26 protein-coding genes and 1 tRNA gene are annotated in these 25,061 nt (G+C 40.7%); 7 read left to right on the forward strand and 20 right to left on the reverse strand.

Annotation, left to right across the window (positions count from 1 at the left end):
- Positions 1-38: 38 nt before the first annotated feature.
- The 4 genes from EW142_RS16330 to EW142_RS16345 are packed head-to-tail and all read right to left on the reverse strand — an operon-like array spanning position 39 to position 2,418.
- Positions 39-551 carry an SRPBCC family protein gene (locus EW142_RS16330; RefSeq protein WP_130615879.1) on the reverse strand — a complete coding sequence of 171 codons (513 nt, stop codon included), beginning with the start codon at positions 549-551 and terminating at the stop codon, positions 39-41.
- Complete coding sequence (locus EW142_RS16335; RefSeq protein WP_130615881.1) at positions 548-1,687, reverse strand: serine hydrolase; 1,140 nt, start codon at positions 1,685-1,687, stop codon at positions 548-550. Before EW142_RS16335 ends, EW142_RS16330 begins: the two co-directional genes overlap by 4 nt.
- A gap of 16 nt (positions 1,688-1,703) precedes the next feature.
- Complete coding sequence (locus tag EW142_RS16340) at positions 1,704-1,958, reverse strand: hypothetical protein (protein WP_130615883.1); 255 nt, start codon at positions 1,956-1,958, stop codon at positions 1,704-1,706.
- A gap of 7 nt (positions 1,959-1,965) precedes the next feature.
- On the reverse strand, positions 1,966-2,418 hold the full coding sequence (locus EW142_RS16345) for an SRPBCC family protein (protein WP_130615885.1): 453 nt from the start codon (positions 2,416-2,418) through the stop codon (positions 1,966-1,968).
- Between the two features lie 116 nt (positions 2,419-2,534).
- Here EW142_RS16345 and EW142_RS16350 point away from each other — a divergent pair, with 116 nt between their 5' ends.
- From EW142_RS16350 to EW142_RS16380, 7 genes are all read left to right on the forward strand, one after another.
- Positions 2,535-3,410 carry a peptidyl-prolyl cis-trans isomerase gene (locus EW142_RS16350; protein ID WP_165395300.1) on the forward strand — a complete coding sequence of 292 codons (876 nt, stop codon included), beginning with the start codon at positions 2,535-2,537 and terminating at the stop codon, positions 3,408-3,410.
- Entirely contained in the window at positions 3,394-4,809 is a 1,416-nt protein-coding gene (locus EW142_RS16355; RefSeq protein ID WP_130615889.1) for a peptidylprolyl isomerase, read from the forward strand. Before EW142_RS16350 ends, EW142_RS16355 begins: the two co-directional genes overlap by 17 nt.
- A gap of 4 nt (positions 4,810-4,813) precedes the next feature.
- Complete coding sequence (locus EW142_RS16360) at positions 4,814-5,767, forward strand: AAA family ATPase (protein WP_130615891.1); 954 nt, start codon at positions 4,814-4,816, stop codon at positions 5,765-5,767.
- A gap of 105 nt (positions 5,768-5,872) precedes the next feature.
- Positions 5,873-8,143 (forward strand): aconitate hydratase, encoded by a 2,271-nt coding sequence (locus tag EW142_RS16365; protein ID WP_130615893.1) that lies wholly within the window; start codon positions 5,873-5,875, stop codon positions 8,141-8,143.
- Positions 8,144-8,216: 73 nt separating this feature from the next.
- The gene (locus tag EW142_RS16370) at positions 8,217-8,777 is read left to right on the forward strand and encodes a TlpA family protein disulfide reductase (protein ID WP_130615895.1); all 561 of its coding nucleotides are present in this window, start codon (positions 8,217-8,219) and stop codon (positions 8,775-8,777) included.
- Positions 8,774-9,340, forward strand: a complete 567-nt coding sequence (locus EW142_RS16375; RefSeq protein WP_130615896.1) for a TlpA family protein disulfide reductase — start codon at positions 8,774-8,776, stop codon at positions 9,338-9,340. The genes EW142_RS16370 and EW142_RS16375 overlap by 4 nt, the downstream gene beginning before the upstream one ends.
- Positions 9,341-9,343: 3 nt before the next feature.
- The gene (locus tag EW142_RS16380; protein ID WP_130615898.1) at positions 9,344-10,054 is read left to right on the forward strand and encodes a DUF3291 domain-containing protein; all 711 of its coding nucleotides are present in this window, start codon (positions 9,344-9,346) and stop codon (positions 10,052-10,054) included.
- On the opposite strand, the gene EW142_RS16385 is transcribed toward EW142_RS16380, so the two are convergent.
- From EW142_RS16385 to nosZ, 16 genes are all read right to left on the reverse strand, one after another.
- Positions 10,040-10,678: a carotenoid biosynthesis protein gene (locus tag EW142_RS16385; RefSeq protein WP_130615900.1), complete on the reverse strand. Its 639-nt coding sequence runs from the start codon at positions 10,676-10,678 to the stop codon at positions 10,040-10,042. The genes EW142_RS16380 and EW142_RS16385 overlap by 15 nt on opposite strands.
- Position 10,679: 1 nt before the next feature.
- A complete protein-coding gene (crtD, locus tag EW142_RS16390) occupies positions 10,680-12,146 on the reverse strand; it encodes a 1-hydroxycarotenoid 3,4-desaturase CrtD (RefSeq protein ID WP_205783311.1) in 1,467 nt (488 codons plus the stop codon).
- Complete coding sequence (locus tag EW142_RS16395; RefSeq protein WP_130615904.1) at positions 12,146-12,595, reverse strand: sterol desaturase family protein; 450 nt, start codon at positions 12,593-12,595, stop codon at positions 12,146-12,148. Before EW142_RS16395 ends, crtD begins: the two co-directional genes overlap by 1 nt.
- Positions 12,596-13,435 carry a phytoene/squalene synthase family protein gene (locus EW142_RS16400; protein ID WP_130615906.1) on the reverse strand — a complete coding sequence of 280 codons (840 nt, stop codon included), beginning with the start codon at positions 13,433-13,435 and terminating at the stop codon, positions 12,596-12,598.
- A gap of 4 nt (positions 13,436-13,439) precedes the next feature.
- Positions 13,440-14,894 carry a phytoene desaturase family protein gene (locus EW142_RS16405; RefSeq protein WP_130615908.1) on the reverse strand — a complete coding sequence of 485 codons (1,455 nt, stop codon included), beginning with the start codon at positions 14,892-14,894 and terminating at the stop codon, positions 13,440-13,442.
- 18 nt (positions 14,895-14,912) lie between these two features.
- A complete protein-coding gene (locus EW142_RS16410; protein ID WP_130615910.1) occupies positions 14,913-15,812 on the reverse strand; it encodes a MerR family transcriptional regulator in 900 nt (299 codons plus the stop codon).
- A gap of 156 nt (positions 15,813-15,968) precedes the next feature.
- Positions 15,969-16,052 (reverse strand) — tRNA-Leu (locus EW142_RS16415).
- A 148-nt stretch (positions 16,053-16,200) separates the two neighbouring features.
- A complete protein-coding gene (locus EW142_RS16420; protein WP_130615912.1) occupies positions 16,201-16,647 on the reverse strand; it encodes a BLUF domain-containing protein in 447 nt (148 codons plus the stop codon).
- A gap of 187 nt (positions 16,648-16,834) precedes the next feature.
- The gene (locus EW142_RS16425; RefSeq protein ID WP_130615914.1) at positions 16,835-17,896 is read right to left on the reverse strand and encodes a hypothetical protein; all 1,062 of its coding nucleotides are present in this window, start codon (positions 17,894-17,896) and stop codon (positions 16,835-16,837) included.
- Between the two features lie 12 nt (positions 17,897-17,908).
- Positions 17,909-19,027, reverse strand: a complete 1,119-nt coding sequence (locus EW142_RS16430) for a hypothetical protein (RefSeq protein WP_130615916.1) — start codon at positions 19,025-19,027, stop codon at positions 17,909-17,911.
- A gap of 157 nt (positions 19,028-19,184) precedes the next feature.
- Positions 19,185-19,967, reverse strand: coding sequence for an ABC transporter permease (locus EW142_RS16435; RefSeq protein ID WP_130615918.1), 783 nt, complete (start codon positions 19,965-19,967; stop codon positions 19,185-19,187).
- Positions 19,960-20,670: an ABC transporter ATP-binding protein gene (locus EW142_RS16440; RefSeq protein WP_130615920.1), complete on the reverse strand. Its 711-nt coding sequence runs from the start codon at positions 20,668-20,670 to the stop codon at positions 19,960-19,962. The genes EW142_RS16435 and EW142_RS16440 overlap by 8 nt, the downstream gene beginning before the upstream one ends.
- The gene (locus EW142_RS16445) at positions 20,663-21,904 is read right to left on the reverse strand and encodes a nitrous oxide reductase family maturation protein NosD (RefSeq protein WP_130615921.1); all 1,242 of its coding nucleotides are present in this window, start codon (positions 21,902-21,904) and stop codon (positions 20,663-20,665) included. The genes EW142_RS16440 and EW142_RS16445 overlap by 8 nt, the downstream gene beginning before the upstream one ends.
- Before the next feature lie 15 nt (positions 21,905-21,919).
- On the reverse strand, positions 21,920-22,357 hold the full coding sequence (locus tag EW142_RS16450) for a nitrous oxide reductase accessory protein NosL (RefSeq protein WP_130615923.1): 438 nt from the start codon (positions 22,355-22,357) through the stop codon (positions 21,920-21,922).
- Entirely contained in the window at positions 22,354-23,010 is a 657-nt protein-coding gene (locus tag EW142_RS16455; protein WP_130615925.1) for a hypothetical protein, read from the reverse strand. The genes EW142_RS16450 and EW142_RS16455 overlap by 4 nt, the downstream gene beginning before the upstream one ends.
- Positions 23,011-23,119: 109 nt before the next feature.
- Positions 23,120-25,045, reverse strand: coding sequence for a Sec-dependent nitrous-oxide reductase (gene nosZ / locus EW142_RS16460; protein ID WP_130615979.1), 1,926 nt, complete (start codon positions 25,043-25,045; stop codon positions 23,120-23,122).
- Between the last annotated feature and the right edge of the window lie 16 nt (positions 25,046-25,061).

The raw sequence follows: 25,061 nt of genomic DNA on the forward strand, positions 1-25,061 counted from the left end.
GTTTTGATGATGAAAGCACCGTTTTTACGGTGCTTTTTTTACATGTTGACGAATTCAAATCCGGCCAACGGAATATTAGTTAGGTCAAATTCGGTTTCATTGAGCAAGACTCCATGCTCCAAATAAGCTTTGAGATTGGCCAACCAAAAGGTCCAACCATTGCTGCAACCATGATGAATATTAAGCTTGCTTTCATCATCGGTGGGAATATTGAATTGTTTTAAAATGACCAATACGGCATTTTTGGACTCCTCTAGGGAAACGGAAACATGGCTATCCTCAAAGGAAATGGTCAAATGATTATTTCCATTGGCCTCTAAAACTTCTCCTTGAGCCTGTCCATCCCAATTATGCCATTCCCAAGTATACAAATCCCCCTTTTGGATGTTTTCGTCAGATTTTCGCAGCGTTCCATCTTTTTTGGTGTAATCAGCCTTTCTTAAAAACCAAGAACATATTCCTTCCGAAGTGCCCCAGCACCAATAGAGTTTTTCCAAGGGGGCCTTGATATATATTTTTTTGGTGAATTGGTCAAAAGTTAGTTTGTTCATCTTTTCCGATTTAATTCTATCTCATATATTTCTCGTCCCAATTGCGCCAAAAACGGGATGCCAATTTCATCGTATTCATAGGCATCGTCATTAAAAATACCATCTTGGTTCACCAGGATAGTGGCCGTGATCATGAAATCAATGTTGTTTTTGGTGTCCTTGATATAGGCGCAATCTGTTAAGGTTCCGTAGGCATAGCCCACCTTGTTATAAATTTCAATATGCTTGGGCATAGGGTCGATGGAGTCCCCAAACATGAAAAACTTCACATAGCTGTCATAAAACTCCTCAGCATCATATCCCAGTTCTCCAGGCAAGGTATGCATTGCGGAATAGAGCTGTTCGTACTGTGCTTCACCTAAGTTAAAACGTTCCTTTTCGATAAAAGTTTTCGGGAAAATAATCCGCTTTAAAACATTGTGCTGGGTCTCAATGGGGTAGTAGTTCTTTAATGAAAAATCAAAGGGTTCGAGGTGAAGTGAGTCATCTGCATAAAATCCTCGACCTTTCTGAATGTTCTTTAGACTTAGAGGTTTTGGGGGTGAATTAACAATGGAGGTAGTAATGACTGTGGTGGAATCGTCTTCATAAACCACCAAGGGTTTCGTGGTAACATCATCAGCATTTGAAGTGGAAAGCCTATGTGCCAACCGAAATGGACCTGCACCTTTTGCGCTCACCCGTCTATTGATGTCATCCTGTCCCAAAAACTCGATGAGACGATTATTGGCAGCATTGTCTGAAACCGCAAAAATCTCAGATATGGCTTTGCCAAAAGTTGTCTCTACGGAATCCCCTTCGATATAAAATCGACTATCTAGATTGAGGGTGTCAATCTCGTTAAGCCTCTCCAAAGTGGCAACAGCCACTGGAAATTTGACCGTACTTGCTGGATAGAAATAGTTGTTTTTATCCACTTGAAATTCAAAGTCGGTAAAAAAAACGCTGTCATTTTTACGATCTATTTGCGTATAAATAATTTGAAGTTGGTGTTGTTCCAAACTATCAACAACGCGTTTTATTTTCGGATTTTCCGATGTCAACACCTCCTGTAAAGGATGAGCGGTTTCCATTTCAGAACAGGAAAAGTGGAAGCAAAGCGTAAATATGAGAAGCAAAATTGCGTATCTGGTCATGATTTGGCCTTTTCTGTTAATCCTCCAAATAAATCTCGCCTCTATTGGGTTTTAAGATGTCCCGAATCTCTGGCATCTCAAATTCAGCGACCACTAGAAAGGCAATACTGTGCATGTCGCTATAGTGTTGAAATCCGGTAATGTCTAACTTCAATTCTTCGAGCACCACGAACTCTTGCAAATGTTTCTGATAATGTTCAGCGGTTTTTGCCGCGCTGGGACCCCTAAAATCCCATATGAGTTTGATTTTTCGGTCTAAAACTTTCTCCATTCGATGGTTAGTTGTCAAGTACAGATTTACCCTCTTCGGCAAAGGACTTAAAATCTTGAAGGTACTTCATGGACTGTTTTTTAAAAGCACCTGGCATTAAAAAGGCCATGAATTTCATGAAAAAACCAGAAAACTCAAATTCGCTCTCAGAAATCCATTTCGTACTCCCGTTCTCTTCTTTAAAGTAATTTTTTTGAACATTATGCACCCCCTTGGTATCATAAGTGCTGTGGAATTCCTCTGGAAAATTCCGCTTAATAATGGTCTCAACCATATCAAACTCGCGTTTTCCCATTTTATAGCTCAGACTCATCTGTGCACCTTCAGTCCCTGGCTCCCCGGAAATCTGCTCAAATCCGACCAACCCACGTTGCCAATGCTTCATATTTTCAGGATTGTCCAGTTTTTTAATGAACTCTTCCCGAGGAAGATCCACGATAATTTCAGTGGTGTATTTCATTTTGGCAGGTTTTCCACTAAAGTACCTAAAATATTGTTATTGCGATTCTTAGCGTAAAACTGTTAATGATAATAAAACCTACTTGTGCGGCGAGGCGTAATTGTTATTTTTGCCAAATGCTTTTGCTCCAAAAAAATAGATTTCTTCTTGCATTGGTTTTGGGATTGCTTGTTTCATGCAATTCGCTTTTTAAAGAGGATAGTGAAAAGGAACCCTTGGCAAGGGTAGGTGACGTTTACCTTTATAAAGAGGATGTAGCTTCATTGATCACCGAAGATATGACAGAGCAAGATAGTGCACTGTTTATTTCAAACTATATCAACGATTGGGCATCGAAACAATTGATGCTGTCAAAATCCAAAGTCAACCTTCCCGAGGAAAAATTGGTGGAATTTGACCGATTGGTGGATGATTATCGCACGGATTTGTACACGCGTGCCTATTTGGAAGCTTTGGTGTTCAAAGCACAAGATACCTCAATAACCACAGAACAACTGCGTGCCTATTACGAGCAGGAGAAGGAAAATTTTAAGCTGAACGAAAAACTGATTCAGCTGAGGTTCGTCGGCCTTCCCAAACAATTTTTGGATAAGGATGAGGTGACACGACGAATGAAGGAATGGACCGATGCCGATAAAAGATACTTGGACTCCATAGCGGTTCAGTTTAAAAAATTGCACTTTAACGACTCCATATGGGTCAGTTCTTCCCGTGTCTTGGAAGAAATTCCGCCGATGACCTTCTTAAATGAGGAGGACTACTTAAAAAAATCACAATTTTTTGAGATAGAGGACTCCTTGGAGGTATATTTGGGAAAGGTCACCAATGTTTTGGAAGTGAATGACACCGCTCCTTTTGAGTATATCTGGCCTGAGATAAAACAGTTGATTTTGAACCGAAGAAGGCTAGATTACGTTAGAAAGTTAAAGACTGACGTAATAGACGAAGCGATTAAGAAAAATGAATTTGAAGTTTATGAAGACAAAGAATAGGTATTTTACTCTCTTGACCCTTATTGGTTTTTTTGGAATGCTGAATGCCCAAACCGATGATATGGCTTTGGCAAGTGAAAAAGATACCACAGAAACGACCGTACCAACGAAAAGGGTGAAACTCGATGGGATTTCCGCAGTAATTGGTGATTACGTCATTTTGGAATCTGATATTGATAAAACCTTGATTGATTTAAAAAGTCAAGGGGCATCCACACAAGATATTACGCGTTGTGGTCTTCTGGGTAAATTGATGGAGGACAGATTGTATGCGCACCAGGCGGTTCAAGATAGCCTTTTGGTCTCTGATGACCAGGTGAACGGGCAAAGCGACCGACAAATACAACAATTGGTTTCCCAAGTAGGTTCTCTTGAGAAGGTGCTGAAGTTTTATAAGAAGCCTGACATCGAAAGTTTTAGGACAGAGCTTTTTGAAATCAACAAGTTGAGGATGCTCTCTGAAAAAATGCAGAACAAGATTGTTGAGGAAATAGAGGTCACTCCGGAGGAAGTACGACAGTTCTTCAATAAGATTCCAGAAGATGAAAGACCGGTGTTCGGAGCAGAGCTTGAAATTGCCCAAATTGTCAAACAACCCGAACCCCCGGAAGAAGAAAAACAAAAGGTCATCAACCGATTGAAGGAGATTAGGCAGGATGTTCTGGAAAACGATGCGAGCTTTAATGTAAAGGCCATACTTTATTCCAAGGATCCTGGTTCCAAGTCGAATGGAGGCTTTTACAGCATGACCCGTGAAACACCTTTTGTGAAAGAGTTTAAGGATGTGGCATTTAGTCTGCAAGAAGGCGAGATTTCAGAACCTTTCGAGACGATTTTTGGGTATCACATTATTTACATTGAAAAAATAAGGGGACAAGAACTCGATTTGAGACATATCTTGATGATACCAGAAATTCCACAGAAAGTGCTGGATAATGCGGCAAAGGAGTTGGATACCATTCGGCAGCACATTATCGATGGCAAATACGATTTTGCTGAAGGCGCTCTTAATTTTTCTGATGAGAAGGAGACCAAGTTCGATGGTGGACTGCTCCGAAATCCAATTAATTTTGATTCCCGGTTCGAGTTGACCAAAATGGACCCGACCTTGTACAATCAAGTACGAAATCTTAAAGATGGGGAAATATCGCGCCCTCTTCGGGAAGATGACCCCAGGGGTGGCCCTCCAAAATTTAAGATTATGCAAATCTCCAATCGGTATGACGAGCATAAGGCCGACTTTGCCAAAGACTATCTAAAGATTCAAGAACTAGCTTTACGGGAAAAACAATTCAAGGCCATTAAAAAATGGATGGACGAGCACATAGAAGATACCTACATCCATGTCAACGATGACAATAAGGGTTGCGATTTTGCAAACAACTGGGTAAAGGAATAATTGCATGTCAGACGTTGCAGCCGTAGAAAACCTTGTAAAAAAACACCAAGCCCTTACTTCCGAGATTGCAAAGGTCATCATCGGTCAAGAGAAGGTAATTGAGCAAATTCTGCTTTCCATCTATACTGGTGGACATTCACTCTTGATTGGCGTACCGGGTCTTGCAAAGACCTTAATGGTTAATACCATTGCACAGACTTTGGGACTCGATTTCAAGAGAATTCAGTTCACCCCGGATTTGATGCCCAGTGATATTTTGGGAAGTGAGGTTCTAGACCAAAATAGAAACTTCAAGTTTATCAAGGGACCTGTTTTTGGGAATATCATATTGGCAGATGAAATCAATAGGACTCCTCCAAAAACTCAGGCAGCTCTCCTGGAAGCCATGCAGGAAAGGGCGGTTACCATTGCAGGGCAACAATACAAATTGGATATGCCCTATTTTGTTCTGGCAACTCAAAATCCGATTGAGCAAGAAGGAACATATCCCTTGCCAGAAGCGCAGTTAGACCGTTTTATGTTCGCCATTGAGTTGAAATATCCTTCCATTGAAGAAGAAATTGAAGTGGTGAAAACTACGACCAATGATGAAACGGTACAGGTGAATACCCTCCTCAGTGCGGATGAAATCATCGAAGTGCAACATCTGGTTCGTCGTATTCCGGTTCCAGACAATGTTATAGACTATGCTGTGCGATTGGTCAATAAAACTCGTCCTGGTACTTCAGGTGCGACCGAATATGTAAACAATTTTGTGGATTGGGGCGCAGGACCGAGAGCTTCGCAGTATTTGGTACTTGGTGCAAAGGCACATGCAGCCATTCACGGAAAGTTTTCCCCAGATATCGAGGATGTTCGGGCCGTTTCCACTGGAATTTTAAGGCATCGTATCCTCAAAAACTACAAAGCTGAGGCTGAAGGTATCTCAGAGGAAAAAATCATTTCAGAATTGCTTTGATCCAACTATTGGCTACACCCCTTATTTAGTGAAATTCTAGTTCCTAAATCCTCGGTATTTTAGTAATTTTACGGAATTACGAAAATCATAAAATCCAATTCTATAATGGCATTTGACATTGAGATGATAAAAGGGGTTTACGCGAACATGGGAGAGCGTATTGAAAAGGCCCGAGAACTGGTTGGAAGACCACTTACATTAGCTGAAAAAATATTGTATTCGCATTTATGGGAGGGAACTCCTTCCCAAACTTTTGAGCGTGGAAAAGACTATGTTGATTTCGCGCCCGACCGCGTTGCATGCCAAGATGCTACGGCACAAATGGCCTTGCTTCAGTTTATGCATGCAGGTAAGCCCAAAGTCGCTGTTCCTACTACAGTTCACTGCGACCATCTCATTCAGGCCAAAGTTGGGGCGGATGCCGATTTAATAAGAGCCAATGAAACCAGTAATGAGGTTTTTGACTTTTTGGAGTCTGTTTCCAATAAATATGGTATTGGTTTTTGGAAGCCTGGAGCGGGAATCATCCATCAGGTGGTATTGGAGAACTATGCGTTTCCGGGAGGGATGATGATAGGAACCGATTCACATACCGTTAATGCCGGAGGATTGGGAATGGTAGCCATCGGCGTAGGAGGTGCTGATGCGGTTGACGTGATGGCCGGAATGGCGTGGGAACTTAAGTTTCCGAAATTAATCGGAGTGAAGCTGACGGGGAAACTTTCCGGTTGGACAGCTCCAAAAGATGTTATTCTAAAAGTTGCTGATATTTTGACCGTGAAGGGTGGAACAGGAGCGATTGTGGAATATTTTGGAGAAGGAGCAACTTCCATGTCATGTACCGGAAAAGGTACGATTTGCAATATGGGCGCAGAGGTGGGAGCAACCACGTCCACTTTTGGATATGACGAATCCATGGACCGCTATTTGAGGGCAACTGACCGCGAAGATGTAGCGGATGCTGCCCTTGCCGTTAAAGAACATTTGACTGCCGACCCCGCTGTTTACGAAAATCCTGAAAAGTATTTTGATCAGCTGATTGAAATTGATCTCAATACTTTGGAACCCCATTTAAATGGGCCATTTACTCCAGATTTGGCGACCCCTATTTCAAAAATGAGCGAAGCGGCCAAAGAAAACGATTGGCCATTGAATGTTGAGGTTGGGTTGATCGGTTCGTGTACCAATTCTTCCTACGAGGATATTTCACGAGCAGCTTCCCTTGCCAAGCAAGTCTCCGAAAAAAACCTAAAAACAAAATCAAAATTCACCATTACACCAGGTTCTGAACAGGTGAGGTACACCATAGAACGTGATGGTTTCATCAATACCTTTAACTCTATAGGCGCTACCGTTTTTGCCAACGCATGTGGCCCATGTATTGGTATGTGGGACCGCTATGGAGATAAAGCGGCGGATGGACCTAGAAACACTATTGTTCACTCTTTTAACCGAAACTTTGCCAAAAGAGCCGATGGGAATCCGAACACCTTAGCTTTTGTAGGTTCCCCTGAGTTGGTTACCGCAATAGCAATTTCTGGTCGGTTGGATTTCAATCCAGTGACCGATAAGTTGATTAATGAGGATGGAGAAGAGGTAATGTTGGATGAACCAAGAGGTTATGAACTTCCTCCTGAAGGGTTTGCTGTGGAAGATGCCGGTTATGTAGCTCCAATGGAAGACGGTAGCGGTGTACAGGTTGTGGTTTCACCTACATCCGAACGACTTCAATTGTTGGAGCCTTTTGTACCTATAGATCCAGATAGTTTACAAGGTGTTAAACTATTGATCAAAGCCTTTGGTAAGTGTACTACGGACCACATATCCATGGCAGGTCCTTGGTTGCGGTACAGAGGACATTTGGACAACATTGCCAACAACACACTCATTGGGGCGGTCAATGCCTATAACAAGCAGACCAATTTTGTGAAAAATCAGCTGACCGGCGAGTATGTTGCAGTTCCTGATGCGCAAAGAGCCTATAAGAAAGAAGGCATTAAGACCATTGTTGTTGGGGATCATAATTATGGAGAGGGATCTTCAAGGGAGCATGCGGCAATGCAGCCCAGACACTTGGGTGTTGCAGCTGTTTTGGTAAAATCGTTTGCTCGGATTCATGAGACCAACCTTAAAAAACAAGGAATGTTGGGACTGACTTTCGCCAATGAAAGCGATTATGACCTTATTCAAGAAGATGATACTTTCAATTTTGTTGATATCAAGGACTTTGCCCCTGGCAAGCCTTTGACCCTTGAAGTGGTTCACTCTGATGGTAGCAAAGACACTATTATTGCCAACCATTCTTATAATGAAGCTCAGATTGATTGGTTTAATGAAGGATCTGCTCTAAACAAGATCAAAAAACAAAATGCTTAAATTTTAAGAAACTAAGCCTGAAAACTCCTGATTTTGTATCAGGAGTTTTTTGGTTTGGAACAAACTCTTTTCAATGAAAGTTACCAAGAAGACCATTTTAAATATTACGTTGATATTGTTCATCCTATCTTTTTTTGTAACCCCCTTGGGTCATTACGGAAAGATTTTTCTTAATCGATTGTTTTCTTTTTCACCTCCGGTCATTGAGGAATCGGAAAGAGAAAAAATCACCGATTATAACTGGAAACTAAAGGATGAAGAATGGAATTTCTTCAACTTCGAAAAATCAAAGGGCAATGTGGTCTTCATTAATCTATGGGCCTCTTGGAGACTTCCTTGCGAAGCGGAATTGGTAAGTATCCAAGAAATGTACGACAAATACAAGGGGCAAATGGATTTTTATATCATTACCAATGAAAACCGACCTCCGGTAGAGGAATTTATGCAGAAACATGAATTTACCTTTCCGGTTACGTATTTAATCATTGGCGAAAAAATGCCTATAAATCCCGATGAGGTTCCTTCATCCTATTTGATTGATAAGTCGGGGAACATTGTAATTTACAAGAAAAAAATCGCCGATTGGAGTACGTCCAAAGTGTATGGTGTACTAGATCGTTTGATCGCTGAATGATTAAGAAACTCTCAAAAGACCAAATAAGCAATGTTATATGGATATTGGCCATTGTGCTGATTCTATTTACCCCGCTAGGTTTCTATGCCAGAGTGTTGGTAGGAAAGGTCTTTGCAACAAGTGCCAACATTATTGAGATTGATAATCGAGAGAAGTTAAAGGCGTACAACTGGAAATTAAAGGACCTTGAAGGGAATGGCATTAGCTTTTCTGATTTAAAAGGAGAAGTGGTTTTGATAAACTTTTGGGCGACTTGGTGTCCTCCATGTGTGGCGGAAATGCCTAGTTTAAATGATCTATACCAAGATTACCACGAGAAGATTGCGTTTGTATTTGTAGCCAATGATCAAAAAGAGAAAGTGGTTTCTTTTTTAGACAAAAAGCAATACGGATTCCCTGTTTTTTTTGAAACTTTATCCACTCCCGATCTTCTAATTTCGAGAAGTATTCCAGCCACCTATATCTTGAGCAAATCCGGAGAAATCGTTGTTGCAGAAAAAGGTGCGGCCGATTGGAATTCGCAGTCCACTCGGGAGCTATTAGATCAACTTTTGCAAGAATAGGCTATGTCTCAGATAACCACCATTACCCTTTTTAGATACTCTGGGTTAAGGAACAAACTTTGGGCATTTGGCATGATGCAGTTTGCCCATAAACATTTGAAAGGTAGTTCTGGTTTGGAGTTTTATAAACTCTTGGGTAGCGGTAAAAAGGGGTTTAATCCCTTACCGGATTGGAGCGTGTATGCCTTGTTTCAAATTTGGAACGATGAAAAACAGGCCGAAGACTTCTTTGCTTCATCAAAATTGATAAGAAAGTATCAAAATCGGACTGAGGAATCTTGGATCCTATTTTTAAAAAGCTCGATAAGTAGGGGGGAATGGTCTGGTAGTAATCCTTTCCAAAAAAGTCCTTCTTTGGACCAGAACAACCCCTACATAGTGGCCATTACCAGGGCCAACATTAAAACGAAACTCCTGTTTAAGTTCTGGAAATATGTTCCTAAATCGCAGCACGGACTTCTAGAAAATGATGGTTTGATCTACACCAAAGGATTTGGAGAAGTACCTATAAAGCACATGGCCACGTTCAGTGTTTGGAAAGATAAAAAGTCATTGGATTCGTTTGCTTACCAAAATAACCCTCATGTGGGAGCCATTCGGCAGACCCGTATCTTGGATTGGTACAAGGAAGAACTGTTTTCCCGTTTTCAACCCTACAGATCCATTGGAACCTGGGAAGGGAAAAACCCACTACCGTCATTAGACCCTAACTAGAAAAAAGTAAACAAAGAAAAGTAGTTGGACTCCATAAAGATGTATGGAAATTGCCCGGTTTCCTGAGATTTTGAACTTCCAAAGGAAAATCTGCATCAACAACCCAATTGCGAACCACGTAATATAATTTTTTATAGGTACATGTCCTTCGAATGTCCAAAAGTCAAAGTTAGGTGCATTCTGCTCCATGAAGTAATCCAAAAGGACCATTAAGCCAGCAGCCAGGGCCATTTTAACATAGATTGATATTTTTAAAGGACTTACTATCGCTGCTGTTGTAAATGCCAATAAAGCCCAAAAACATCCTATAAGTAAGGGTACACCATCCAATTTGAAACCTAAGTTTTCTCCATAGACATATTCCCCGAAAAGAATTCCGTGGTTGACACCCAACCATTCTGCGAACATTCCCATTGTAAAAAAGAGGAGAAACAGCAAGGCCTTTTTCATGCTGTTGATTGAAAAAACCCAGATGAATAAAATAAGATTTATAAAAAGGTTCAAAGGAGTCTTCTCCAAAAACCATTCTTTATGACCAATGGTCATTCCAATTATTGCGGATAGATGAAACAGCCAAACTAGAAAGGCCGCAAACCAAATTCGAAATTGAGGTTTAAAGGACATTTTATGCAGTGGGAATTAAATCGCTAACAATTTTTGCTGATAATAGGCAGAGTGGAATACCTCCTCCCGGATGGACAGATCCACCACAGAAATACAGATTTTCTATATGTGAGCTAAAATTTGGATGTCTTAAAAAGGCTGCAAAGCGAGAGTTGCTGGCAGCACCGTATAAAGCACCTCTGTACGAACTCGTGCTTTCTTCAATACCAATGGGATCTAGCGTAAACTCACTTATAATGTGTTGTTCAATATCGACGTTCAACAAGCTGCTCAGTTTTTTCACAATATTCTTTCTACATTCGGCTTTCAATAAATCCCACTCCTGGCCGTAGTTGCCCGGAGCATTCACCATTACAAACCAATTTTCATTGCCTTCCGGTGCGTCTTGTGGTTCATTTTTGCTGGTTATGTTGATATAGACCGTAGGGTCATCATATACCGTTTTCTTTTTGAAGATATGTTCAAATTCAGACCTATAGTCGTTGCTAAAAAAAATGTTGTGCAAGTCTAGCTCCTTAAAAGTTCTGGAAATTCCCCAATAAAAGATAAGAGCAGAACTTGAACGTTCTTGTTGCAAAACTTTTTTGGGTTGTTTTTGCTTGCGAAGCAGTTTTTTGAATGTGGGATATATGTCCATATTGGACACGACGAGGTCTGAATCATATGTTTTGTCTTGGGCCTTTACGCCCACAGCTTTTCCATTTTCAATAAGAATTTCCTCGACAGCTTCTTCAAAACGAAATTCAATGCCGACCTCTTGCGCCAAACGGAAAAGGGACTGTGTAATTTCATGCATACCCCCTTTCGGAAAATAGGTGCCATAGTGCATCTCCAAATGGGGAATCATCGACATAATACCTGGAGTTTGATAGGGAGATGATCCGTTATAGGTGGCGAATCGATTGAATAATTGCACCATCTTGTCGCTTTTAAAAGTGGCTTCATTGGTGTCATTCAGTGACTTGTAAATGTCTAGTTTTCCCAATTGCAATATGGCTTTCAATGTATCTTTGGATAGATATGTGCCTAATTTATGCAATGATTTTTCCAGAAAAAGAGAGGCGGTCAAATTGTATTTTTCCGTACTCTTTTTAATGTAGTTTTCAAGGGTTACCTCAGATTCACCAAAGGTTTTGGCTGCTGTGGAAATAAATTTTTCTTGATTTTCTTGAGCAGAAAAACGCGTGCCATCATCCCAGAAGTAATTGCAGATGACTTCCTTTTTTTGGTAATTGAAATGTTCTCTGGGATTTTTCCTGTGCAATTCGAAAAGCTCATCTACATATTGGGGCATTGTAAAAAGAGAAGGCCCTAAATCGAATCGAAACCCATCCTGCATTTTGGAATGAAGCTTACCTCCTGGGTAGTGATTGGACTCAAATACCAAAACCTCATAATTTTTAGCTCTCAATCGGATTGCGGTGGCGATTCCACCGATACCTGAGCCCACCACTATGGCTCTTGGCATTATTTTTTGAAGTATTTAAAAGGAACAAACAACATTCCAAAGCATTCCCCATCTTCTTTCCCGAGATGTTTGTGATGAATCTTATGGGCCCTGCGCACTCCTTTGGCATACCAATTGTTGGCATTTCTAAACATCTTGAATCTTTGGTGGATGAAGATATCATGGACAAAGAAATAGGCAATGCCATAGGCCAATATGCCTAATCCAATGGGCCAACCGTACCAAAAGGTGGTATTGTTCGCAATCATGATGAACGACATGCTGACCACTGCGTAGAAGATGAAAAAAGCATCGTTGCGCTCGAACCACGAATCATGGTCCTTGCGATGATGGTCTTTGTGCAGACTCCACAGAAAGCCGTGCATTACATATTTATGGGTAAACCATGCCATGAACTCCATGATACAGAACACGCTAATAAAAATGAAGATCCAGAGTGCAATTTTCATTTAAAACAGTTGAAGTTTATAATTGACATAAGACTTCGCCAAAAGTCCGAATTTTTGATAATTTGGAACACGAATTCGCGTATTTTTTATTTCCAAAGGGGGCGTGCTTTGAAGTTTTTGGAGCAACTTGTTATAATATTTGTATGCGGTGTAAACACCGAATTTGGCCTCCTCGGGTAATCTTACAATTCCAGAATATCCCTTGGCAAAGTCAGCTTTTATCTCATCCACAATCCTTTTTTTGGATACTTCGTCCAGTTCCAACAAATTGGTGTTTGGGAAATAGGTTCGCTCCAATTGTTCAAAGTCAGCCTTAAGGTCTCGAAGAAAGTTCACTTTTTGGAATGCGGACCCTAGTGCCATAGCTGACTCTTTCAACTCTTCGTATTGCTGTTTGTCTCCCTTTACGAATACACAAAGACACATGAGTCCAACCACATCCGCGGAACCGTAAATATATTCCTTGTACTCGGCATGGGTCTTATACTCTTTCTTGGAAAGATCCATTCGCATACTTTTCATAAAAGAATCCACAAGGTGTTTGGGAATATCGTAGGTATGATAGGTATGTTGAAATGAATTCAGGATGGGATTTAAGCTTATTCTGTTTTCCAGGGCATCCTCCAAATCCTGTTCAAACTTTTCAAAAAGCTGTTGTTTATCGTAGTCATGGAAGGTATCCACAATCTCATCGGCGAACCTTACGAAACCATAAATATTATAGATATCGGCCCTGATCGAACTTGACAACATTTTTGTGGCAAGCGCAAAGGAAGTGCTGTAGGACTGGGTCACAATTCTACTGCAGGTATATGATACGTTGTCGAAAATAGTTTTCATCTTCTTAAGCTTTTTGTAGGATTAAGTCCGATACCAATTTTCCAGAAATCAGGGAAGGTGGCACCCCTGGCCCGGGAACTGTAAGCTGACCTGTAAAAAACAAGTTTTTTACTTTGCTGCTTTTCAAATTGGGTCGCAAAAAGGCAGTCTGTTTCAAGGTATTGGCCATGCCATAAGCATTGCCTTTGTATGAATTGTACTGCTCAACAAAATCGTTCACACAAAAGCTTTCTCTAAAAAGAATGGACTCCCTGGTGGATTGTTTTGTGTGCTTATCAAATCTATCAATAACAATATCAAAGTATTGTAATCGCAATTGCGGAGTATCTTCCAAACCGGGAGCTATAGGAACCAGGAAAAAACCGGTCTCACACCCTTCAGGAGCCATGGAAGCGTCGGTTACGGAAGGGAAATTGACATAAAACAAAGGCTCACTGGGCCATTGTGGACGGTCATAAATCTCTTCGGCATGTTTTTCAAAATCGGTATCGAAGAATAAATTGTGATGTTCTATATTCTTTAATTTTTTGTTGAAACCAACATAAAATAGTAGGGAGGAGGGAGCATAGGTTTTCTTCTCCCAATAGGATTCTGAATATTGCCGATATTGTTTTGGCAAAAGGGTTTCGGAGTGGTGATAATCCGCTCCGCTGATGACAAAATCAGAAATAAATTCATTGCCATTCGACTCTATCCCTATCACTTTCCCATTTTCGACCTTTATTTTCTCCACAGGACTGTTCGTGTGAAAAGTAACTCCCAGTTCTTCTGCCAAGCTTTTCATGGCCTTGATGATTTCATACATCCCACCTCTTGGATGCCATGTACCAAGACCAAAATCCGCAAAATTCATGAAGCTATAGAATGAAGGCGTCTTGCTAGGCTTGGCTCCCAGAAAAAGTACGGGAAACTCTAGGGTAGAGACCAACTTTGGATTCTTGAAGCGTTTTCGCACCTCTTGGCTTATGGTCTTGAAAAATTGATCCACCCTAAAAACGGTTTCTTTGGTGACCAACTCGAGGGGAGATAGTCCTGGGCGAAGAACCACTTTGTTGATGGCAATGTCATAGTTTTCTTGGGCCTTCCCAATAAATTTTCTTAAATGGCTACTGCTTCCAACTTCTATCCTTTCGAATTCCTCACAAATTTTGTCCATACAATCACCAATGGTGATCACATCGTCTTCAAAGAAAATTTTGTACGCTGGGTCAAGTTTATCGAGCTGATAGTAGTCGGAGGTACTTTTTCCAAAATCATTGAAAAACTTCTCAAAAATGTCTGGCATCCAATACCAACTGGGGCCTATATCAAAGGTAAAACCATCTTTATGCAATTGTCGGGCTCTTCCCCCAACAGTGGTATTTTTCTCAAAAACAGAAACATCATAACCGGCCTTGGCCAAATAGCAAGAAGCAGATAGCGAGGAAAAACCGGAACCTATGACAACTATTTTTTTCATGTAACCTTATCAATTTACTCAAAGTGAAGAAATCAAATGTTCTATAGAATTGAAGGCTGAAATATGTTCTGGCAATGAGCTTTCCGGAATATACTGAATTTGATGGCCCAAAACCAGAAGTTTTGAATTCCCTGAACTGTTTAAGGTTTTGGAAAATTTCTTAAAGTAATCTAACAGTTCATCTTTTGTGGGGGAAACGGTAAAGTAGGAGACAAAGTTGATATTGTCATAATATTTCAAGAGATCCACCAAACTCTCTATAGGCATTGTTTGACCCAGATAGATTGATTTATAGCCTCTTAAGGTAATCTCATAATTGAGATAGAGCAATCCAATTTCATGGATTTCATTTTCGGGCAAAAAAAGTGAAAAAACTTTGTCCTTCTTGGTCGGTTCCACCAATTGGAGCTTTTCTGTATTGATGTATATTTTTTGTTTGATCAAATGAGTGATAAAGTGTTCATGGGCCGGACTGATGGTGTCTGTCTGCCATAGGAGACCCAACTCATTGAGAAGGGGAATGAACACCTCATTGAAAATATCCCGAAATGACCTTTCAGAAAGAAGGCTATTGTATGTATTTAAAAACAAGGTTTGATCAAAATTGATCATCGCCAGCTTAAAGGCATTTATGGCATGGTTCTTTTCGCTGTTGTTGGCCACAATTTCACGAACCATAATTGGGATGTGTGATTCCTCGAGTTTTGCAATCTTGGAAATCTTGTATCCATTATTGTAAAGAAGCGTAATATTTAAGAGCTTTTGGAGGCTGGCTAAGCTATAGTACCTTATGTTGGTGCTTGTACGTTCAGGAGAAAATAGGTTGTAACGTTTTTCCCAGATTCTAATGGTATGGGCCTTTATTCCTGAAAGGTTCTCCATATCACGAATACTAAAAGACTTTTTTACATTGTTCATCTTTTTGTTATAATCGTTAAACAAATTTACAATTAATATCGGGTCGTCCTAATAAATAGTCTTAAAATTTGGTTATTTATTAAGGATGTATTGTGGATAACTTGGGTTGAAAGAGAAACAAAATAGCATAAAAAAACCGCACTAAATGCGGTTTTGTGCCCACGACTGGAGTCGAACCAGCACGTCCGGAAGGACACTACCCCCTCAAGGTAGCGTGTCTACCAATTCCACCACGTGGGCATTTTGGCGGGTGCAAGCTAGCAAAAAATGACCAAGTCGGAAACTAAATTTCACATTATCTATTCAGGTCTTGAAATCAATTATTAAGAATTGGAAGGCAATGGTTATAAGTTGGAAGTTGCTGCCCTCAGGAAGAACTGTTTAACCTTTATCTGTAAAGACTGCTTGAGGTCTTCGCATGTAAAAGTCTTTTGGCCGTCCTCCAGAAAAACAAAGATGTGGGATTGGGTTCCATGCCTTCATCTGGCGTTTCAATGTATGAACTGGTCAGCAGTTTTAAGAACTGGAGTTCATTGCTGTCGCCCAAAAAATCTTCATAAGCCATTTCCCATTTGTGAAACTCCCTTTTTTTTATTTCAGCATTGGAGAGTACTTCAACATTGGTATGGCGAGGATCTGTTTTGATTCGATCAAACAAAGAAAGTACTTTAATTTGATTGCCTTCTAGATATTGCAGGAACTCACCATGGTAGTACAACAAACATCCCGTAATATCCCTTTCTTGATTCAATACTCGGGCCTTTTCAAGCATTTCGGTAATCTGGCTCTTTTTAAAGGAAGGGCTAGCCGTGGATCGATAGACTAGACAAAACATGCATTTGATTTTAGAAACGAGCTAAGGGAAACTACCTGCAAGGGCCACAATGGCCTTTGAAACTTCAATGTTCCTTTAAAGGTAATGAATTGTAAAAAAACAAGAAACCCAACAGGAACGGTAGGGTGTTATTGCCAGTCAATAGTAAGGAATTGAATTAAATATTCTTTGAGTCTTTAATGTGGAATTATTTTATGAGGAATTCAATTTCCTTTAGTACTTCCCTATCCATGTCAAAATTTTCAACCTTTTTGTCAAACAGCCGGTTGAGATTGTTTCCGGCCAAATCCTCAAATCGTGATTCCACCTCTATCTTAAACTTTCCTGTATCCCAATTTTCCAGCGGTTCAAATCGAACAGCAGTTTCTTGGTAGAGCAAAGTAAATTTTCCGTTTATTTCTTCTCCAATTTCGTTTTTAATGTGTATGGTTTCCTTGGCTAAAATGGCATCCATAGTCTCATTAAAAAGTATGGTCAATGGGTCTTTCGTATTGGGATTTGGTGTTTCCATAGTCCAATCCTGGGGTTTGGGCCTGTTTCCATCTCTTTGGACAACCACCAAGTTCTTAAAGTAGGGTTGCTTAAGCTCGACTCCTTGGGCTGATTTCCATTCCTTACTGAACTGTATGGCGTATTGATGCCCCTCTTTTAAAGGTAACCCCTGTGTTTTATTGGGAATCAATCCAGTTTTTATTCGTCCAGGGTCAAGCCAAAGGGTTAGCAGGTCATGTTCTTGGTTCCATAGTTCCGACTCCAATGCCAGAAAAATAGATACCTGTTCATTCGAAGTATTATCTATTACTTTGATGTAATCCAAGGCACTACCCACAGATTGCATGGGTTCTGAAAATTGAACATGCAGCTTTAGCAGATTTTCAGGTACAGCGTCTTTCGAAGGATAAATTGCCAATATTTCAGGAGGTTTTCCGCTGTTTTGATCTATTGGCGCAAAATTTGCCAAGACCTTTTTATCTTTTCTCCGAAAGGTATATGTAATATTCGAAGTAAAAGGCACGACAGGACGAAATTGATAGATGTTTTCCCAAGGCTGTATTTCTCCCAATACAGCAGTTTCTGATTCATCACCTAAAAAAACACCAATATCGCTGTGTTGGACGGAAGTTCTAAAACGCACCGCCACTGCCTTTCCGTTTAAATAGTCAATACCGAGAACCTGTAATTCATCTTCCTTTTTGCAGCTTGAAACGCATAAGAAGGCCAGGAACAGAATCGCTATGTATCTTTTCATGTTTACGAATGGCTACATCCACTCGATTGATCGACTTCTCAAAATGAGATCTCCATTTGAGGTTCTTTGTAAATAAACCACATTGGTAGCATCCAAATTATCCATTTGTAGGACATAGGGAAAGGGCAAATTGTCATAAGGAACGCCTTCAGTTTCCGCAAAAACCGTGACAGGCTCCGTGAGCGTCTTGTCGAAAGAGGCAATATCCTTGTACTTGATACGCATTACAGGCCTATTGGTATTTGACATCAGAAAATATTTTTGTCCATTTTTTTCATATGAAATCATATCCAAAGGAGAGTTGCCAGCGCCCAATTCGGCAACAGTTCGACCTTTGGTGTGGGTGCCGTCCTTTAGGTCGGACATCGGGAACAGTACGAGTGGCGTACAGGTATAGCTTGCCATTAAATAGTCTTGGTTGTTGATATTGATGACATCAAAGGTCTTTATGGGGGCATGGGTCTCATAAGCCCCATGGGCTGCATGCCATATTTCGAGCGAAGCATATTCCTGTGCGTCATTAAAAGGAAAAGGAATGCTTCTAAAGGTGGAGCCGAATTCCTTATTGCTTAGCCCCGAAATCAATACTTTGCCGTTATGGTACATTAAATCGGAAATGGCCCAAATCCTCAAATCCCTATCCCATTTGTCCTTGGCATCAGAGGCGATTACATCGTTAAGCTCAATCTTTGAATAGGAGACGTCATTCACAGGAACATTCTCAAATCCCTCTCCCTTAAGTCGCAAAATTACAGGGGTGCCATCCATGACATTTACCGAAAAATAAACATTTTTGGAAATGGGATTTACGGCCATATCATTGATTTTGATTTTGTCGGTAGTAGTGCCTAGGGAAGCGGCGATTTTTTGATCAAAGCCCTTGATGGCGATTTCACCACCTTCTTCTTTGGGAACAACATCCTTGGTATCGACGGCATAGACCGACGCCTTTTTGGTATCTCCGATAAATAGAATTCCCTCCGGTCCGAAGGAGAGTTTATCCATGGATTCGATTTCAGGATTTCCCACCACAAATCCTGCTTTCAAATCGCTCTTTGTGTCTGTAATTGTAGCGGCTATGGTAACCAAGATGATGGCTACCAGTGAAAAGGTGGTCAGTAACTTTTTCATGAGATAGGTGTTTCCTTAAAAATATCCAATTTTGAAGGATCTATATTTCCCCTGTTGCCAATTAACTAAAATTTAACGGGTTGATTTTGTATGGATTAAGAAAAAACAAAGTAGCGGGAGGAAAGGAAGAGCATATCAAGCAAAAAACCTCCAAGACTTAAAAATCTTTCCGCTTGGCCTTGAACAAAAGTCGCCATACAGGTAAAAAAGTCCAGAGTATTAAAGTAAAAAGCGAAATGATCAGCCCTTGGTTGGTTCCGAAGAAATTTTTAAATACAGCGCCAGTATATCCCAGCAAGGCCGATATATCCAACTTTAGTAAAATCAATGTCCGCGAGAGATCAATAGGGTTTAAGAGCGTGGCGACCAAGGAGAAGGTATCTAGGGGATACTCTTCAAAAACAATAAGGGACATCAAAAAAAGCCCATCATAAATCACTGCCAAAAACAACCAAACCAAAATGGAATACCCAAAACCCTTGATTTTGTTTTCGTTTACCAAGGCGATATTGAAAGATAGAGCGGTAAAAATCAATGTTAAAAAGGCACCGTTCACAAGGAGTAGGGTGAAATCGAAAATAGCGGTGCTCTCAAGGAGACCGTAAATGACGAAAGGAATCCCAAGGCCCAAAAGAAGGCTCAAGGTCAGCGAAAAAGCAACGCCTAAATATTGCCCTAAAAAAATGGAGGAGCGTTTGATGGGCTGAGCCAGCAGTAACTCAGTAAATTCTTTTGAGTTATAAAAGTACATGACCCCGAAAATCGTCCCGATCAAAGGAACAAGTACAATGATAATGTTCATCAAGGTAATGACCGCCTTGGAAACATCATTATTTAAAAACAACAATACAAAACCAAGTGCTAGGTAAAAGAGAAAATATACATAGCTCCAACTGCTTCGCATTAAATCATAAAAGCTGTATTTTAAAATTTTAAACATGCGTAGAGTTTTGGGTAATGGTCGCTATCGCGTGTTCCACATTTTTTTGTTTGGTCTGTTTTTTCAATGCATCCACACTTCCTTTGAAGTATATTTTTCCTTCTAGCAGGTATATGATTTCATCGGCCACCTCCTCAACGAAATTCATGATATGTGACGTGACCAGAATGGTCTTCCCATTGGTTTTTTCATATTGTATGAGCTCCTTAAGATGGATTAAGGCCTTTGGATCTAATCCGGTTGTGGGTTCGTCCAGTATGATCATCGGTTTGTCAAACATAAAAGTGAGCACGATATTTACTTTTTGTTTGGTTCCTCCGGAAAGCGTGCTGAGTTTTTTGTTCAAAAAAGGTTGAAGGCCAAACAAGTCAATCAACTGCTCGTCGTTTGTTGGTTTTTGATGAAGGTCCTTGATCATGTGAATGAGCTCTTTGACCTTTAGATTCCCTGGAAAATTGGCAATCTGGGGCAGGTATTCTATTTCTTTGCGATAGGCCCATTGATTCTTGATGCTATTCCCTGAAATTGAAATATTCCCCCGGTTGGGGATTACCATTCCCAAAATAGATTTTATCAGAGTGGTCTTGCCAGACCCATTCGGACCCAATATGGCAACAATGCCTTTGGACTGAATGTCCAAATCGATGCCCCGTAGAACTTCGTTTTTGCCAAACTTCTTGTGAAGACCGGTTATTTCAATCATGACTCTTTTTCATTAGAGGATTTGTATCGAAAAGATTATCCGGTGTGAATACCGGAGATACTTTCTCTGAAAAATCGATGATATCCATGAACAAACTACGCAAAAGGACTATAGTTTCGGGAGTTCTGTTTACAATGTAGGAAAATAATTTTACGGGCCGATAGGGGACATCCCCTATACCATCATTGTTCAAATCGTACCCTGTGTAGTCGCTCCAAAAATTTTTATCAAAAACATTATCATTAAGACGGCTGTTATAGGAAATGTCAAAAGAGTTGTACAGAAAGTTGTTTTGTGTAAACGTATTGGAATAGCAGGCTCCCAAAACTTTTATGGCCCAGCCGTTGTTCTTAAAATCATTGCCCTTATATACAATTCGATTTGAGCCCTCAATGTTGATTCCTATCGTATTTTCTTCAAAGGTGTTGTTAAAAATTTCAGCATCGTTAATTTCTTTCAGTAGCATTCCGTAGGCTGCGGTTCCCCAGTTTTTTCGGAAAGTATTGTCGTACATTTTTATCCGTTTGGAAAACATCACGGCAACACCCGCACCGTTGTTTTCGAAGATGTTGTTCGTATACACATCGTCATTAGAAAACATAAAATGAAGCCCATATCTAAGGTTGTTGGTGCTGGCATTGTCTTTAATCAGAACTTCATCTGAAAACTCCAGGTAGATACCATCCCTAACACCTTGAACGATATTTCGTTCTACTTCCACATGATTGGAGTACCAGAGCTGAATACCATTTCCCGAGTTATACTCATCCTTGGCGTCTCCAATAATTTTGTTGTGATATATTCTGCCGTGATTGGATTTCTCAATGTAGATTCCAAAGAAAAGCTTTTCAAGAACCACGTTTTGAATCAAGAAATTCTTGCTTTTAACAACGCGTATGGCTGCATAGTCTGATGTATAGCTTGTACCAACATTGACAATAAAAAGGCCATCGATGGTTACGTTGTCGGCTACAATCCGTATGATTTCACCTTTATCTTCGCCATCTACTACAGGAAAACCTTCACCTTTCAAAGTGAGTGGTTTGTCAACAACAATATTGAACTCTTTATAAATCCCTTTTTTGATGAGGAGGGTATCAAAATCCGAGGCTAGGGCAATACCTTTTTTGACCGAATTGGCTTTACATGAATTACAGACCAAAATGGTATTGGCAATAAGTCCGTTTGTCAATAGAAAACAGATGAGCGAAACAAGAGTGCGGAGGGATATCATGTATAACGAAATGGCTTAGCGAGTTTGAAACTTTGCTTTAAGTTCTTCCCAGGTGAAAAGTTGACCATCGCTTTCTCGCTGGGTTTTCTGAGCCTCTTCTTTTGATTCGAACGCCGTTAAATATTCGCCCATGGGACTTGGAATATTTTCACTAATAAGAAACGTAGCTTCAGATGCGTCGACCAGTTGCCCAGGGGAATTATAATCATTTACCAGGAACAAGGCTATTTTAGTACCGTCGAACTCCTCCAATTGATTGAGCATACATTCCGAGGCATCAAACTTATATACTTTACCCTTATCGGTCACAAACTCAGCCGCATGTTGCTTATCTACAATGGTCATTTTACAAAAATGACATGCATCCGTCCCATATTCGATGGGCTTGGGCCCGATGGTGCATGAGCTTAGCATCAAAATCAATAAGCCTATCAAAACTGGGTAGAATCTCATTTTTTAACCTTTACTTTCATTGTTTGAAGTTTGGCCTGCTTTGGTTTGGATTTCCAAGTCTTTCTACCCAATAAAAAGGCAAGCACAGTCAACATCATTCCCGTAAACATCATCCAAGCTCCAGAGGACGGTAATGAAGTTACGTCAAAATTCAACATTTTCACATGTCCAAAAAGTGGAGGCTTATAGGTCATCGGAGTTCCATCGGGATTGGCAAGTTTCATGATAGCATTCGGGTCCAAATTAGTACCGTAATCAACCATCCAAGCATTAAAATCATACATGCCCAGCACTCCCAAAATGGACATCAGTATAAACCAACCCACAAACCAATTTGGGGAAAGAATTTTGAAATAACCCAATAAGCCCACTAAAACCCCCAGTGCCACCATACCTCCTATGATCAATGGGAAAGTTGAAAACTCCCACATATCTTCAGACTTAGGAAGGGTTTTCATTCCTATGTAGTGGTTAAGGCCATCTATATTTTGAATATCAAACTCGTTTACCCCCTGAATTCCATCAATATGAATGTTCATACCCAAAGGCTCAGGATATTGAGGTGCTCCGAGCATAATGTTCCACAAAGGGAAAAAGTATAAGCCCAGAAGAAACAAAGGTCCAATCATCATCAGGAAACTTGCTTTTTTCATAGCCGTTGGATTATTGTATTGTTTTGATAAGTGATTCGATAGAAATCTTTAGGCAAAGCGGGCAGCAGCATTTGCGCTGCCCGCCTCAAGTTTGAAAAAACATGAGTGTTTATTCACCCAAAGACCATGATAGATCAATGTTGGCATTCGCAGGGGAAACCCTTACATAACCCTGCATTTCTTGGTGCAATGCCGAACAGAAATCTGTGCAATAAAACGGCCAAACACCAACTTGCTTGGGTTCCCAGACCGAGGTCTTGGTCTGGCCTGGCATAACCAATATTTCAGATGTGTTCTGTCCCAGCATGGAGAATCCATGGGGCACATCAAAATCTTGCTCATGATTGGTGATATGGAAATATACCTTATCTCCAACCTTGACTCCTTCTATATTGTCAGGAGTGAAATGACTTCGAATCGTTGACATGTAAATATGCACTTCGTTACCGTTGCGTTCCACCCTGGCTTGATCAGGTGACGTCACCGCATAAGGGTGTTTATTCTCATCCAAACGGTAAATTTTCTTGGAATTGGCTCTCAATAGATCAGCTGGACAACCTGCTGCATAATGGGGTTCTCCATGGGTTGGAAAGTCATAGATCAACTCCATCTTCTCACCAGAGATATCATAAATCTGCGCAGAGTGTTCCATTTCTGGCCCTGTGGGCAAATAACGATCTTTGGTGATTTTGTTCATGGCCACCACATACTTTCCGAAAGGTTTACGTGAGTTACCTCCAGGAATCATAAGGTGTCCTACTGAATAGAATGTGGGTTTACGATCAACAACCTCCCAAGTTTCCAATTTCCATTTTACCACTTCTGAAGAAATGAAGAACGTGGTGTACGCATTGCCACTACTGTCAAATTCTGTGTGCAGTGGGCCCAATCCACCACTTTTTACAACCCCTGCCATTACATCCTCAAATTTGAGAATAGGTATACCATAGGCTTCACCATCAAATTTTTCCGCCTCAATGGCTTCCAACATTTTGGTAAACGAATGTACAGTTAGGTCTGCAGAAAGTTTTCCGGCGCCAATGATGTACTCACCAGATGGGTCAACATCGCAGCCGTGCGGTGATTTTGGTGTTGGAAGGAAGAATACCGCTCCGGGCACTTCTGTGGGATCGACCGTCAGCACCTCTTTTACCATGGTTGAGGTGCCTGTATGTGTTTCTTCATTATATACGTTGTGGGCATAGTTGGTTGCCATTTTTGTTCCTCCGCCGTTGTTCACAAATTCTTCGATTTTTTTCCAGTTGATGGCTGCTATAAAATCTTTATCGTTTTGCGAAGAGTTTACTTCCATCAAAGAATTGGCTTCTTCGGTGTTATAGGTGCTAAAGAAATGCCAGCCGTGGGATTTCCCTCTTCCCGGATGGGAAAGATCATAGTTGAACCCAGGCATCATTACTTGGAATTTAAGGTCCAAGCGTCCATCTTCTGGATTTACACTGATAAAACTCAAGGCTCCTTTAAAGTTACCTTTGTATTCATTGATTGGCATATCCCTCTGTGGTACGGGAACGGCAAATCGGGTTCCTGCAATCACATATTCCGTGTTTTCAGTGATGAACGCAGAACTGTGGTTACCGGCACTGTTCGGAATTTCAATAATCTCCTCTGTCTCAAACGTACTCAGACTGATTCTTGCGATTCTCGGGGTATTGTTCCCGTTAACGAATATCCATCGACCATCAAGTTCCCCATTGGTTTGTGAAATATCGGGGTGGTGCAAATCGTCCCATGGAATAAATCCATGTGAGGTATTCAGCATGGGCTTCGTCTCTTCCGAATAACCATAACCAGAGGTAGGAAATTGCGAGAATACTGGAATTTCCTTGAACATTCTACCGGAAGGAAGTCCATAAACCGTTAGGTTACCACTATAACCGCCCGATAGGAAGGCATAAAACTCATCTTGCTCCCCGGGAGCTACATATACTTTCTCCGCTGCGCTGGACGCCAATGCTCCATTTCCAGAGCCATCACCTCCTGGCTTGCAGCCAAAGAGAAGAAGGGTCAATCCCATAAGGGTGCCAAAAAAA

It is taken from the genome of Flagellimonas allohymeniacidonis (genome assembly GCF_004296335.1).
Classification (GTDB): Bacteria; Bacteroidota; Bacteroidia; order Flavobacteriales; family Flavobacteriaceae; genus Flagellimonas; species Flagellimonas allohymeniacidonis.